The organism is Salipaludibacillus sp. CUR1 (assembly GCF_021028955.1).
Classification (GTDB): Bacteria; Bacillota; Bacilli; order Bacillales; family Salisediminibacteriaceae; genus Salipaludibacillus.
Genome location: NZ_JAIWPE010000046.1, coordinates 35,304 through 49,543 on the forward strand (window position 1 = coordinate 35,304; position 14,240 = coordinate 49,543).

The 14,240-nt window shown below is 48.0% G+C and carries 13 protein-coding genes; 11 read left to right on the plus strand and 2 right to left on the minus strand.

What is annotated here, in order from left to right; translation table 11 throughout:
* The first annotated feature begins 98 nt into the window (after positions 1 to 98).
* The 4 genes from K8O68_RS09785 (at position 99) to K8O68_RS09800 (ending at position 3,725) form a co-directional block, all read left to right on the plus strand.
* Positions 99 to 659 carry an FAD-dependent oxidoreductase gene (locus K8O68_RS09785; RefSeq protein ID WP_230896709.1) on the plus strand — a complete coding sequence of 187 codons (561 nt, stop codon included), beginning with the start codon at positions 99 to 101 and terminating at the stop codon, positions 657 to 659.
* Between the two features lie 160 nt (positions 660 to 819).
* The gene (locus K8O68_RS09790; RefSeq protein WP_230896710.1) at positions 820 to 1,467 is read left to right on the plus strand and encodes a PspA/IM30 family protein; all 648 of its coding nucleotides are present in this window, start codon (positions 820 to 822) and stop codon (positions 1,465 to 1,467) included.
* A gap of 9 nt (positions 1,468 to 1,476) precedes the next feature.
* Positions 1,477 to 2,010, plus strand: coding sequence for an NfeD family membrane protein (locus K8O68_RS09795; protein ID WP_230896711.1), 534 nt, complete (start codon positions 1,477 to 1,479; stop codon positions 2,008 to 2,010).
* Positions 2,011 to 2,144: 134 nt separating this feature from the next.
* Entirely contained in the window at positions 2,145 to 3,725 is a 1,581-nt protein-coding gene (locus K8O68_RS09800; RefSeq protein ID WP_230896712.1) for a flotillin lipid rafts scaffold protein FloT, read from the plus strand.
* An 83-nt stretch (positions 3,726 to 3,808) separates the two neighbouring features.
* On the opposite strand, the gene K8O68_RS09805 is transcribed toward K8O68_RS09800, so the two are convergent.
* Positions 3,809 to 4,531: a transposase gene (locus K8O68_RS09805; RefSeq protein ID WP_230896713.1), complete on the minus strand. Its 723-nt coding sequence runs from the start codon at positions 4,529 to 4,531 to the stop codon at positions 3,809 to 3,811.
* 325 nt (positions 4,532 to 4,856) lie between these two features.
* On the opposite strand from K8O68_RS09805, the gene K8O68_RS09810 reads away from it, so the two are divergent.
* Both K8O68_RS09810 and K8O68_RS09815 read left to right on the plus strand, forming a co-directional pair.
* Positions 4,857 to 5,753, plus strand: a complete 897-nt coding sequence (locus tag K8O68_RS09810; protein WP_230896714.1) for an AEC family transporter — start codon at positions 4,857 to 4,859, stop codon at positions 5,751 to 5,753.
* Between the two features lie 487 nt (positions 5,754 to 6,240).
* Positions 6,241 to 6,972 carry a ComEA family DNA-binding protein gene (locus K8O68_RS09815; RefSeq protein WP_230896715.1) on the plus strand — a complete coding sequence of 244 codons (732 nt, stop codon included), beginning with the start codon at positions 6,241 to 6,243 and terminating at the stop codon, positions 6,970 to 6,972.
* 207 nt (positions 6,973 to 7,179) lie between these two features.
* Here the strand turns inward: K8O68_RS09815 and K8O68_RS09820 are convergent, their stop codons facing one another.
* On the minus strand, positions 7,180 to 7,821 hold the full coding sequence (locus tag K8O68_RS09820; RefSeq protein WP_230896716.1) for a YigZ family protein: 642 nt from the start codon (positions 7,819 to 7,821) through the stop codon (positions 7,180 to 7,182).
* A 566-nt stretch (positions 7,822 to 8,387) separates the two neighbouring features.
* On the opposite strand from K8O68_RS09820, the gene K8O68_RS09825 reads away from it, so the two are divergent.
* The 5 genes from K8O68_RS09825 (at position 8,388) to K8O68_RS09845 (ending at position 14,211) form a co-directional block, all read left to right on the plus strand.
* A complete protein-coding gene (locus K8O68_RS09825) occupies positions 8,388 to 9,542 on the plus strand; it encodes a sensor histidine kinase (protein WP_230896717.1) in 1,155 nt (384 codons plus the stop codon).
* Positions 9,543 to 9,663: 121 nt separating this feature from the next.
* Positions 9,664 to 10,362, plus strand: a complete 699-nt coding sequence (locus tag K8O68_RS09830) for a response regulator (protein ID WP_093054376.1) — start codon at positions 9,664 to 9,666, stop codon at positions 10,360 to 10,362.
* A 219-nt stretch (positions 10,363 to 10,581) separates the two neighbouring features.
* Positions 10,582 to 11,436, plus strand: coding sequence for a DegV family protein (locus tag K8O68_RS09835; RefSeq protein ID WP_230896718.1), 855 nt, complete (start codon positions 10,582 to 10,584; stop codon positions 11,434 to 11,436).
* A 250-nt stretch (positions 11,437 to 11,686) separates the two neighbouring features.
* The gene (locus K8O68_RS09840; RefSeq protein WP_230896719.1) at positions 11,687 to 13,351 is read left to right on the plus strand and encodes an ATP-dependent helicase ComFA; all 1,665 of its coding nucleotides are present in this window, start codon (positions 11,687 to 11,689) and stop codon (positions 13,349 to 13,351) included.
* Complete coding sequence (locus tag K8O68_RS09845) at positions 13,348 to 14,211, plus strand: ComF family protein (protein WP_230896720.1); 864 nt, start codon at positions 13,348 to 13,350, stop codon at positions 14,209 to 14,211. The genes K8O68_RS09840 and K8O68_RS09845 overlap by 4 nt, the downstream gene beginning before the upstream one ends.
* Positions 14,212 to 14,240: the final 29 nt, after the last annotated feature.

Consider the following 14,240-nt stretch of genomic DNA (forward strand, 5'->3'; position numbering starts at 1 on the left):
CCCCCAGTTTTTTCAAGCATATTGGTGGCTTTTAATCAAAAGGGTTCTGTAAAATATAGTTTAGAAAGCGTTATCATTTTGAAGGAGGAGTGGTAGAAGTGTACGATATTATCATTGTAGGAGCCGGTCCGGCGGGAGCGAGTGCTGCTTTGTTTACGTCTAAAGCCGGAAAGAAAACGTTAATGATTGACAGCGGGCAGAGTATTACTAAGAAAGCGTGGCTTGAGAACCATTACGGGTTAATGGAAGCAACAGGGCCTGATCTCGTCGATACCGGGATTAAACAGGCTGAGAAATTCGGTACCGAGGTGATCGAAACGAAAGTATCGAAGGTGACGAAAGCCGGAGATGGAGTTAAAGTTGAAACAGACATCGGTGCTTATGACGGGAAGCATGTCATTCTGGCCACCGGTGTGATGGCGAATGTCGCTGAGGATTCCGGTATCACTACGAAAGAGGGGACAGAGCCTAAGATTAAAAAAATTGTGGCCGTTGACCGCGAAGGAAAAACAAACGTCAACGGAGTCTGGGCGGCAGGCACGTGTGCAGGCGAAAGTGTCCATACAATTATCACGGCAGGCCACGGAGCCGCAGTAGCGATCAACGTCATCAGCGAACTGAACGGCGAGCGCTATGTAGACCACGATATTTTAAAATAATTTATTTTTTTTCACACATATGAGTACCTGACCCGGCGGGCTGCCGGGTTTTTCTTATGATGAAAATGGAAATGAATGGGGGGTCTGACCCCAAACATCCATGTTTTTTCTGTATACTGGAAGTAGTGCTCATTTCTCAGTGAGGAAAGGAGGGGACGGGATGATATTATGGTTCCGCAGGTTGAAACGTTATTTCAAAGCCGGTACTCCGGCCGAACCGGCGCAGTCTTCAGCTGATCCGGTGGCTATGGCCGATGAACTTTTAAGCGATATGGAGCAGGAGCTTAGTGATATGAGGCAGTCTTTAAATAAGCAGATTGCTGCTGAAAAACGGCTTGAACGGCGGCTGGAAACTGCCCGGGAAGAGTCAGAGGAACGGGAAAAGGATGCGGTCGGCTTTCTCGAAAAAAATGATGACTATTCGGCCAGGCTGGCGCTAATAAAAAAAGAAGAAACGGACCGGCACGTGGAAGAAATCAAATCGCTCTGTCAGGCAGCTCGCAGCCATAAGGAAGAACTTCACCGCCACATCGAGGAACATATGGCTGATTATGAACGCCTGCAAAGAAAAAAGAATGAATTAAAGGCAAAGCGAAACTTCTATCCGTCTTCCGCCGTAAATGAGATTGAGCTGGCAAAGAAGCAAGGGAGCGAAACGGCTGTTAATCACACCGAGGCGATTCCCCAGGAAGGCGACCAGGCCTTCACGGAAAAGAACCGCACGGGGAATTTTTCCGCACCAGCTGACGAAGCCGGGGTGGACGCCAAACTGGAAGCACTGAAAAAATCACTCAAAAGAAGGAATTAGGTGAGAGGCATGGAGATAGCGGGGTACACGATTGAATCGATTTACCTGTTTTTGTTAATTGCAGGAGTGATTCTAACCTTTCTCTACATATTTGTGGGAGAACTGATCGAAGGCATGATGGACATCAGCGGAGACGGGATCATTAATCCGATTACTGTGATTGGATATATCACTTTAATCGGCGGACTGGGATACATCCTAGAAACAATGGCTTTCTTTATGGGAAGCGGGCTGATCCTTCTCGTCAATCTCGTCGTTTCAGCGGTTCTCATCGTCCTCGTTAACTATTTCATCATCCTTCCTGTCAAACGGTCGGAGAAAAACACGTCTTATTCAATTAATGAGCTGAAAGGAACGGTTGGGGAAGTATTTACGACTATTCCTGCGGAAGGATTCGGAGAAGTGGTCATTTCACGGACTCACGGAACAGTCAGCAAGGCTGCAAAGAGTTTTGATAATGAGGATCTTCCTGAAGGAACGAAAGTGCTCGTGATTGATATCGATGATGAAGGTGTTTTCCACGTGTCGAAGCATTACGACTGATTTTTTGAAAAAATGAGTGAAGAATGTCTTCCAGCCGGTTAAAACACAACACTTGTTTCTGTAAGTCTGTTTCTTTGTCGTAAAGGTGTGGGAGCGTGCTTTTTCCACAGACAATAAAATGAGGAGTTGGGAGAATGGAAACGATTATTATCGTAGCGGTGGTCATCGCCTTTGTATTCCTTGTTCTGCTCGGCGTGTATTTCACGCGGTACCAGACATCAGGGCCAAACGAAGCGCTGATCGTGACGGGGAGTTACTTAGGAAAAGGCAGAAATATTTCGGATGATTCTGAAGGAAAGAAGATGAAAATTATCCGCGGGGGCGGGGCATTTGTCGTCCCGGTATTCCAGCAGTATGCGAAATTCAGCCTGTCGAACTACAGCCTGGACGTGCGGACGACCGGCGCTTATACGGAACAGGGTGTGCCGGTTTCCGTGGACGGTGTAGCGATCGTCAAAGTCGGTTCAACGATGGAAGAGATCGCAACAGCTGCGGAACAATACTTAGGAAAAAGCACGGACGAGTTTGAGGAAGAAGTGCAGGATGTTCTCCGAGGACATTTACGGTCCATTTTAGGGTCGATGAGTGTGGAAGATATCAACAATAACCGGGAGCGTTTCAACCAGGAAGTCCAAGCGGTTGCTTCCCGTGATTTTAACAAAATGGGTCTTGAAATTAAGTCATTTACGCTTCAGGAAGTCACGGACGCCCAGGGCTACCTCGATTCACTCGGTAAGCCGCGAATCGCAGAAGTGAAACGGAACGCGGCGGTAGCGGAAGCCGAGCGTAAAAAAGAAGCGCGGATTGAAAACGCCCGTGCGGAGCAGGAAGCTAAGGCTAAGGAGCTTATCCGGGACACTGAAATTGCGAATTCCGAGAAGGAAAAGCAGCTGAAGGTTGCCCAGTATACACGTGAGCAGGATCAGGCGCGTGCCGAAGCTGACCAGGCGTATGACTTGCAGACAGCAAAGTCTAAGCAGCAGGTAACCCAGGAACAAATGCAGATCCAGATTATTGAGCGGGATAAGCAGATTGAACTGGAAGAGCGTGAGATTCTGCGCCGTGAGAAGCAGTATGACGCCGAAGTGCGCAAGAAAGCGGACGCCGACCGTTACGAGCAGGAGCAGCGGGCGGAAGCGGCGAAAGTCCAGCAAATGCGTGCGGCAGAAGCGTCCCAGTATCAAATTGAAGCTGAAGCGAAAGCGAACGCGGATGCTGAGCGTTTCCGCGGGGAAGCAGAAGCCAGCGTAGCGCTTAAGAAAGGTGAAGCTGAAGCGACGGTCATCCAGAGGAAGGGTGAAGCAGAAGCCGAAGCGAAGAAGAAACTGGCAGAAGCATACGAATATTATGGCGAAGCAGCGAAGCTCAGCATGATCCTCGACATGCTTCCAGCTTATGCGAAAGAAGTATCCGCTCCACTTAGCGCGATCGACAAAGTAACAGTGGTTGATACGGGCGGAAGCGGTAAAGACGGCAGTGCCGGGGGCGCGGCGAAAATGTCAGGGTATGTAACTGACTTAATGGCCACCTTGCCTGAAAACTTGAAAGCCGCCTCAGGGCTTGATGTCAATGAACTGCTCGAAAACTTTTCCGGAAAAGGAAACATGGCCAAATCGGGAAATGAACAGCAGCCGAGTGAAAACACTTCAAACACCGGCGGCGGAGAAGAACAAGGGCAGCAGCCCACCCCGCCTGAAGATAACCAGGCTGGATAAAACTGGGGGGTCTGTCCCCTCGCGCTTTAAAGCAAAAAAGGTTGTGCGGGAAAGGTGATTGCCTTTCCGCACAACCTTTTGTATTAGCGGCGGGGAGCGGGAGTTTCTTCTTTAAAGTGCATCGTTTCCTTCATTTCTGCTATAAGGGCTGTTTTTGACTTGCCTCCATCGTAATTATCCCAGCTTGGCAGATCGGCAGTTGCGTATCTGGAAAGATAATGGAGGTACAGGTTATAAAACTCGAGGTGGTCGTCGAGTGCTGCCTCTTCTCGCATATCGAGCTCGACAAATTGCTTGTACAATACAGGGTCCCGGGACGGAAAATAGGAAAGAACTCTGTCAGTGGTGAGAAGAGGAGAGGGTGAGTGCGAGAGATATTCCTTATAGCTGCTCCACCAGTAATCTTCCGGCTCGGCAACGATGGAAGCCATGTACGGGTTTAAATGAATGTATTTACTTACTTCAAGAAAATAGGTCGTGTTTTTAACCACACGCGCCCCGTACCGCCCTTGGAACAAGTGCCCGCACAAGTCATGGCGGTGGTTAAAATAGATCGCATATAAAGAATGGAGCCGTTTCATGATCTTCTTAATATGCGCCTTCTCAGTTTCGATCAGTAAATGAATGTGGTTAGTCATCAGGCAGTAAGCATGGAGCTTAAAAGGAAATTCATATTTCGTCTCTTCCAGTAAATCCAAATACATCATCCGGTCCTCGCTGTCAAAAAACACAGCTGAACGACGGTTGCCCCGGCTTGTGACATGATACGTGGCACCGGGATACCAGACTCTCGGCTGTCTTCCCATAAACATCATACCTTTCATATTCAATTTTAAAAACTGGGTAACTATGAAAAGAGAGGGTAACAGGTACGTTCATCCGGTTGGGTGTGTTACGATGGCAAAAGAGGAAATAGCGGGTGGCTCAGACAGGGGTCTCACGGCTCGCTGCGTCATCGTTATAAAAGGGAAAGCGCCTTTAATCGTTGGCTGCTGCTAAAATAATCTATTAAACTGGCCTACATAAGCCTCTCTTTCTTGTAAGTGACTCTATTCGACATAAACTTCTAAAATCCTTTTTTTATTTAACAAAAAATGGGGGGACTGACCCCCTGACCGGGAAGCGATACATATGACAATTTTTATTTCAGTAGTTTTACCTGTTTTACTCGTTTTTTTAATAGGATACGTTGTTCAGATTTGGCGCCGGGTCGATATTAAACCCGTCTCAACGGTGGCCATTTATATTTTGACGCCGGCCCTTGTCTTTGAAACTTTTTATAAAGCAGAAATGAACATGCAGTACGTCTATATGGTCGTTTTTGCGCTGATCCTTCTTTTTGCCCTAATCATCATCAATAAGCTCTACGCCTGGAAAATGAAGTACAATTCCAGTACGGAAGGCGGGCTGATTTTATCGACCGCCTTTATGAATTCAGGAAACTACGGAGCGCCGATTATCCTTTTTGCCTACGGACAGGAAGGATTTGCTTACGCCGTATCGTTTATGGTTCTCCAGTCAGTCATCATGAACTTTTTTGGCGTCTACTATGCGGCCCGGGGCGTCTCAGGTGTCAAAACCGCGCTCCAGGTGCTGCTTCGTATGCCCGTGACATACGCAGTCATTTTAGCTGTTATCTTAAAACTGTTAAACGTCACGGTGCCTGACAATCTGATGCAGCCTGTCGAATTAATATCGCAGGCAGCCATCCCGACCGTCATGCTAATTCTCGGCATGCAGCTCGCCCAAATTAAATGGACAGGATTTGAATGGGGAAAGGTCTCATACGGAGTAGTCGTAAGGCTCTTGCTGTCGCCGCTGATCGCCTGGGGAATCACACTCATTCTCCCGCTTGATCCGCTGCTCGCAAAAGTCCTGATCGTCGCATCGGCAATGCCGTCAGCAGCCACCATCGTCATGTACGCCGTTGAATTTGACGCCAAACCCAAACTCGTGTCGAGCATCACACTCATCACCACCTTGCTAAGCGTCCTCACCCTGACCCTGCTTCTAGTCATATTAGGTTAAGAGTAGTTGTGGCTCTGGATCACACATCTTTTGGGTGAAAATCTTGGGAGAAAGGTTCGCATCGAGGCTGAAACCCTCAGAAATCAGACAGGCATGCCGAAAAGGGTATTCTAATAGGTGTTTTGATAGTAGAGGCTTTAAGCTGCTTCTTCTGGGGCAGGGAATTTGAGAGTTTGGTTTCAAGTATGAGCCGCTCGGCAGCCGAGGACGCAGGTGAGCGGCTCATAAAACAAAAATATGACCCGCTCGGCCAGTGTCAAAACTGGTGAGTGGGTCATAAACTTATAAAAGGCGCAATTAGGAGGCGAGACAGCAGGATGCTCGTAACATAAGGCTATGAGCTGTTGAGCGGGGCCCAAACCACGCCCCTCTTGGATAAAAAATTGGCCACCAAAAAGGGCATTAATGATCTCCTAATAACTGGGGGGACAGACCCCCCAGTTATTGGTATAATAGTCGTTGAGTTTAAGAGAGTGGAGGGTAAGTGATGTTTAAGAAACTAGTGGTGCTGGCTCTTTTTATGCTGGCGTTATGGAAAGTTGTTTTGCCGTTTATGAACAGGAAAGCAATTGAAGCGGAGCTGGATGACTATAAAAGTGACAAAGACACCGGTGATCAACTGTCTGCTGGGGATCCCAAGGGAACAGGCAGTCTTGAAAACCCCTCTGCCGAGGCACATGAAACACCGCTCGACCTAGCTGGAAAAACCACACGAAAAGAAACTGCTGAAGCCACGCATTTGGCTGAAACTGAATCAACGGGAGCAGACGCACCAGCTACCAAATCACCAGCTGCAAAATTAACAGACACAAAATCATCAGATACAAAATTACCTGAAATGGAACCGCCGTCAAAAGAAGCGCAAACTAAAGACACACACCAGCCGGTTCAAGATGCAAACGCTTCTGAAACCCAAGGCGCAGCCCCTGAAACTAATCAATCCTATCCGGAGACTGCACCTACAGACACTCCTGCGACCCAGGAATCTGAGGCCCAGACTGCCGACTCATCCGCACCAGCTGATCCTGGCAAAATAGATGTTAATACGGCCGGTCCTGCCGACTTACTGACCATCCCGGGAGTAGGCGCTGACCTCTCTCAAAAGATCCTTAACGAGCGGGAGAAAAACGGTCCGTTCAACCAGACGGAAGACTTGCTGCGTGTCCCGGGAATCGGAGAGAAAAAGCTGGAGCAAATGAAATCTTCCCTATTAAATTAACAAAAAAAAGCTGGCATTTGGGCCGTTCACCTTTCCAAAATGCCAGCTTTTTAATTTACCTCAGAGCCGCCATTGCTCTCAAAGGCCCGGCTCCCCCGTCTTGCCAAAACGTAAAACTCCAAATTCCCAGACATCCCCCATGAACCTCAACGCTCACTCCACTAAAATTCACCCAAAAAAACGAGCCCCGCCTCTGCCACTTCCTGCTTACTTCGCAGGCACGTCTTCTTCCAAATACTCCTGGCCGGTCTGTTCAATAAGGGCTTTTCCGTTCGTTAAGTTTGTCATCCATTCTTCAAAGGCGTCTTCCGCACCGGCCGCCACGTAAATCTCAAGCTTGACCTGATCTAAATACTCGATGTGTTTAAGCGGGTAGTCTGATGAACGGACGGCGTTTTCCACTTTGCCAAGCAGCGTGTATTCAAAGCTGACGGCATAGATTGTCATCAGCTGCCGTTTGACTACCCCGACGGCGCTGATTCCTTCGCTTGTTGCTGAGCTGTACGCGCGGATCAATCCGCCCGCCCCAAGCTTTATGCCTCCGAAATAGCGGGTGACCACGACTGCTGTATCTTTCAGACCGCGCTTTTTTAATACTTCGAGCATCGGTACGCCGGCGGTTCCGGAAGGTTCGCCGTCATCATTCGCTTTTTGAATCAGGTCCTGCTCACCGATCATATAGCATGAGCAATTATGTGACGCGTTCCAATGCTGCTTTTTAATCGAATCAATAAATTCCTGGGCTTCTTCTTCAGATGTGACACGCCTCACATGAGCAATAAAACGTGACTTTTGAATGGCGATCTCGTGTTCTCCCGTTCCTTTTACAGTATAGTAAGTCGAAAGCATGGATTAACCTCTCCTGACATGATCCTAAAAGGCTTATTTATGATTGTAAAAAAATATATAAAAGTTGTGAAAGCTGATGGACAGCTGTAAATTTAGGGTATGATGGTTGAAGGGAGCTGTCAAGTTACCCGTATGACTAAGCACAATTTAATAAAACCCCTTCACCATTTTCTGCTTAAAAAAATATGGATGGAAGGTCCTTCTTAACTGGCTTAAAGTGCCAAAAGAGTTATTTTCGACAAAACCGCAATTTTTTTATATGATAATAATGGAGCACAAAAATTAATGTTCCCGTCTTTTCAGGAAAAAAAGTTCTATATAAATGAATCAAATGGCGGACCACCCCCATAAATCAAAAGTTGCGTACGATTATTCTTTACAGCACTGCAATTAAGTTACGCAGGCAGCTTAAAAGGCCAGCCATCTGACAGGCGTAAACGCTGTCACCAACAAAGCACATACAGCAACGGTGGGATTTATCGGACATGTTCCCTTCAGGGGAGGCCGGGCTTTTGGTTCCCTTCCAAAAACAGGAATATTTTTCTAGTCAGAAAGTGAGGGGTTGGATGAGTTCCGTTCGTTCAATTGAAGCCATCTTGGAAAAAATGATGGAGATGGTTGGCAGAAGTAAAGAAGAAATTTTTGAAATTGGTGAAGAGTCGAGAAACGAATATGACACCTTGAAAAGTGAACTATCTGAAATCCAGGAAAAAGTTGTATTGATGATTGAGCAGTCTGAGCGTACCGAACTTCATTCGCGGTTTGCGAGAAACCGCCTTGCGGAAGTGAGCAAGCATTTTTCCAAATACAGCGATGAAGAAGTCAGGGAAGCTTATGAAAAGGCAAATGATTATCAGGTTAAACTGGCGCTGCTGCACCAGGAAGAAAAGCAGCTTCGTGACAGGCGGGATCACATCGAGCGCCGGCTCATGAAACTCGGTGAAACGATGGAACGGGCAGATCAGCTGATCAACCAGATTAATGTGGTCATTAATTATTTGACCGGTGATTTGCAGCAAGTTTCCCATATTGTGGCGAACGCTGAAGAAATGCAGCAGTTCGGTCTGAAAATTATTCAGGCTCAGGAAGAAGAACGCAAGAAACTTTCCCGGGAAATTCATGACGGACCGGCTCAGACGATGGCGAATGTGATGCTCCGCTCAGAGCTCGTTGAAAAGGTGCTTGACCACGACGGCGTGGACAAAGCCCGGGAAGAAATTCGTGATTTAAGGAAAATGGTGAAAGACTCCTTAAGCGAAGTCAGGAGAATTATTTATGACCTCCGTCCAATGACTCTGGATGATCTGGGTCTTCTACCGACACTCTCTAAGTATCTGCGGAATGCCGAAGAACGTACGGGCATTTCCATTAGATTTAAAAACATCGGCAGAGAACGCCGTTTTCCGACGCATATGGAGGTGGCGATCTTCCGTTTTATACAGGAAGCTGTCCAAAACGCCGTCAAGCATGCCGATGCTGCTGAAATACAAGTGAAAATGGAAATGAAAGATGACCTTGTGACGGCAGTCATTAAAGATGACGGCAAGGGATTTGACCCTGCCCAGAAAAAAGAAGGCAGATTCGGCCTGGTAGGAATGAAAGAGCGCATCAATATGCTTGATGGAAGCATCAGCATAGATTCCAAACCTGGCCGGGGGACTTTAATTATGGTTCAAATTCCTGTGAAGATGAATACAGCAGAGACAATGGATGTACAATAGGATAAAAGAACTATACACTTCCGTTCTTTGTCGGATGTACAAATGTTGCTATATACAGGATGCTGTTACAGAGAGAAATTTCGTGTGAAAACCGTATAAATATATTTTAGGAGGAGAAAAAATGGAAAGAGACGATAAACTACGAATTGTACTCATTGATGATCATCAATTGTTCCGAGAAGGCGTCAAACGTATTTTAAGCATGGAGCAAAACTTCGATGTCGTGGCAGAAGGCAACGACGGGGAAGAAGTTCTGGATCTTGTGCGCCAAAACCGTCCAGACGTCGTCCTCATGGACATTAATATGCCGAATGTAAACGGAATGGAAGCGACGAAAACGCTCGTTGAAACGTTCCCGGACGTGAAAGTCCTCATTCTTTCCATCCATGATGACGAAACGTATGTCACTCATGTACTGAAAACAGGAGCCTCAGGCTACCTCCTGAAAGAAATGGACACAGAAGCACTGATTGAAGCGGTGAAAGTCGTCGGTGACGGCGGAGCGTATATTCACCCGAAAGTCACGCACAATTTAATTAATGAGTACCGCCGCCTGGCCAGTGACACTGGCACGGAAACGGAAATCGGCTTCCGAGAAGTGGAATACCGCCGCCCGCTTCACCTTTTGACACGCCGTGAATGTGAAGTGCTTCAGCTGATGACAGACGGAAAGAGCAACCGGGCGATCGGCGAAGCGCTCTATATCAGTGAAAAGACGGTTAAAAACCACGTGAGTAATATCCTGCAGAAAATGAGCATGAACGACCGGACGCAGGCTGTAGTTGAAGCGATTAAAAATGGCTGGGTAAAAGTGAATTAAGAAGGTTTTCCCAACAAGTTGATGATATGCATCTGCACGTTTTGCAGATGCATCTTTTTTTACTGTGTGGACAGGCCGGCTCGTCAGTTGGTATTATAAGGTTATTGATAGGTGCAGAGAGTAAGTGCGGGCTTAGACTTGGCCAGCGCTCTGTTTTAAGGCAGGACGCATACCCTTTGTAAAACACCTAAATACATACGGAAGAAGTGAGCGTTCATTATGAGTAAAACTGCCATTGTCACGGACAGCACGGCATACATACCAAAAGACATGCGGGAACAGCATCATATAACAATGGTTCCTCTTAATGTTGCTTTCGGCAACGAATCATATAAAGAAGAGTGGGAAATTACCACTGATGATTTTTATAAAAAAATGAAAGAAACAGAGGAACTCCCGACCACTTCCCAGCCGTCTATCGGTTTATTTGAAGAAACATTCCAGAAGCTCGCAGACACTCACGATGAAATTATTGTCGTTACCCTTTCAAGCGGGATCAGCGGGACCCATCAGACCGCGGTCGCTGCAGGGAACATGACAGGGGACGTCGACGTGCATGTTTTCGATTCAGAAATCAGCTGTCTGATTCAGGGATTTTACGCACTTCATGCGGCAAAGATGGCTAACGAAGGTGAGAATGCGAGGAAGATTTTAGATCATTTATACGACTTGAAAAAATCGACGAGAGCCTACTTTATGGCAGACGATTTAAATCACCTCCACCGGGGCGGCCGCCTGAACGGCGCGCAGCTTTTAGTCGGAAGTCTCCTGCAGATTAAACCGGTGCTTCATTTTGAAAACAAAGTGATTGTCCCTTACGAAAAAGTCCGCACAGAGAAGAAAGCGCTGGCCAGGATCTGCAAATTGCTTCATGAAGACGCTCAGGACGGAACCCCGCTCGACATCGCAGTCATCCACGCCAACCGGCCGGATAAGGCCGAAAAAATAGCGGCAGACCTGCGTGAAAAATACCCGAACTCCACCGTTTACATCAGCTACTTCGGACCTGTCATCGGTACCCACCTCGGCGAAGGCAGCCTCGGCATCGGCTGGGTCAAATCCCACCTCACCTAATATGGAAGTAAATGGGGGGTCTGACCCCAACTGACACGGTTTGGCAGTGTTAGCCCGAGGATTCAAGGGTCGGGCAGGCTGCCACTCACCGCCATGCCATGTCTCTTGCTTTCCTATGCTTTTACCCGAAATAATGCCTCAGGGTAATTCTTCATTTTATAAACTTCTCCTCCCGCTCTAAACCATCCAAACCATCCAAACCATCCAAACCATCCAAACCATACAAATAAATATAAAGGAGGCGCACCTCATGCGTTTTTATGATTTTCCTCTTCCTGCCCTTTTTGAGAAGTCCTCTTCTCTGTCACTGCTTTTCCCGTCACATTCTGATTTACCTGTAAACCTGAATCGACGGTGGCTCATTCCTGAACCCCTCATCCGGCCATTCAAAAGAGCAACAGGCTCCCAGTTTTCGCAAGAGCCCTTTCAGTCAATTCAACCGCCTCTTGAATCAGCTCTCCTCACCCGATTAAGCGACATCCCACAAGACCAATTATACTTTCCTGAACCGAGCCCCCATTTTATTCCGAACGAAACAATAGCCGATATGCTTACCGGCAGACGCTTATTAATTGATGAAGTGCTTGGCACCGGTGCTTGTTCCCTGGAAAATATTCATGAACACGTGAGCAACGGTTACATACGTTACGAAGCCGGCATCCTCACGAAACCGCGTCCGGCTTGTCAGCGCTGCGGAAACGAGGATCCGTTTCTGTTTGGCGAGGTAACTTGCGGGAGATGCCTTGAAGCGTGCCTCTACTGCCGGGCCTGCCTGATGATGGGACGGGTCACCCAATGTTCGCCGTTGTTAACCTGGCATGGCTCTTTTTCCAAAAAAGAAAAAGGTCACCGGTTAGGCTGGGAAGGCCAGTTATCCCAAGCACAGGAAAGAGCATCACGGAAACTGACGGAGAAGGTTAAAAACATCTCCGGCCGGACCGAATTTCTAATTTGGGCCGTCTGCGGAGCAGGTAAAACGGAAATGCTGTTCCCGGCTATTTATCATGCGTTAAACCTCGGAACCCCTGTGCTGATTGCGACCCCAAGAACAGATGTCGTCCGCGAACTGCTGCCGAGGCTCGAAAAGGCTTTTCCAAACTCCGCAGTTAAAGCATTTCACGGAGAGGTCGAGGCAGAAAACAGATATACAAGCGCCGAATTGGTTATAGCTACCACCCACCAGGTGCTCCGCTTTCACAGGCATTTTCCTGTCGTAATCATAGATGAGGTTGATGCGTTCCCATATACATACGATGAGAAGCTTCGTTTTGCGGTGAAAAACGCCCGGGCAGAAGAGAGCCTCACCGTTTACCTGACAGCCACTCCGCCAAACGATCTGAAACGTCTGGCAGAAAAGGGCGCGCTCAGCCATGTGAAAGTGCCAAGACGTTTTCACGGCCATGATCTCCCTGTGCCAAAAATGAGGTGGACGGGAAACTGGAAAAAGAGTCTGGCGAAAAAGAGGCTGCCATACCCGGTTATTCAGTGGCTTCGGCAGCATACAGCACATGGAAAACAGATTTTTTTATTCGTGCCGCGAATTGATGTGATGGAAACGATCGTCCAAAGCCTTATCGCAATCCTGAATGAGACGAAAATAGATTCCGTTCATTCGGCTGATCCTGAACGGAGCGAAAAAGTCAGCAAGTTCAGGCAAGGGGCGATCAGGATCCTTGTGACAACCACTATTTTAGAGCGCGGGGTAACCGTGAAAGGCGTACAAGTTGGCGTTCTCGGAGCGGAAGACGGCATCTTCACCGAATCGGCGCTCGTCCAAATTGCCGGCAGGGCAGGAAGAAGCCCTGATGAGCCGGACGGTGACGTCATTTATTTTCATTACGGAAAAACGAAGGCGATGGTCGCAGCAGTCAGGCACATCCATGATATGAACAGAGAAGGAGGGGCGCTAAGTTGAACCGACAGGATATGAGAGAAGGATTATCACATACCAACCGCTGTCTTTATTGCGATACCCCCTTTTATGAAGAGATCAGCTGGCGCTGGGCCTTCGGTTTAACAGATAATCAGCTCCTCTGCCCCCCGTGCCAAAATAAACTGGAAAGCATCACCACTATCGGCTGCAGCATGTGCGGGCGCCCCTCTGTGGAAAAAACTATGGGAAAAACTGGGGGGTCTGACCCCTCGGGGTCAGACCCCCCAGAAATTGGATATGTTGATCCGTCCGTGAGGCTCCCGAACACATTTATAAAACATCCGGACGTTCTCTGTCTGGACTGTGAGAGATGGAAAGATACTGGCATTTGGGCTGACCATCCGCTTCAGCACCGGGCCCTTTATGTGTATAATGCACACCTTCAGGAAGTGATCGCCCGCTATAAATACAGAGGGGACGCCAAACTCTCCGAATTATTTTCCGGAAAGCTTAAAAAGCTCACGCGGTCCTTGGGAAAGATCGATACGGTAACAGTCATTCCTCTACAAGAAGAAAGGTTATGGGAACGCGGATTCAATCAGGCAGAACTTCTGGCCGAGAGGTTTCCGGTCCAACACGTTCTTGAGAGGACAAGCTCTTCAGACAAACAAAGCAAGAGGGACCGCTCTGGAAGGATTGCTGCCCTGAAGGGGGCGTTCAGCCTCTCAACTGCCGCCCGTCAAACAGACTGGCAAGACAAACGGGTGCTGATTGTGGATGATATTTATACAACAGGCGCTACTTTAAGAGCAGCCGCGGAAGTTTTTTATACAGAGGGGGCCTCACACGTTTTTGCCGTCACCGTCGCCAGGGCGACAGGGAAGATGAAAAGGGAACCTTAACTTCCTCCAGGGTCTGCCGATATAAGGGG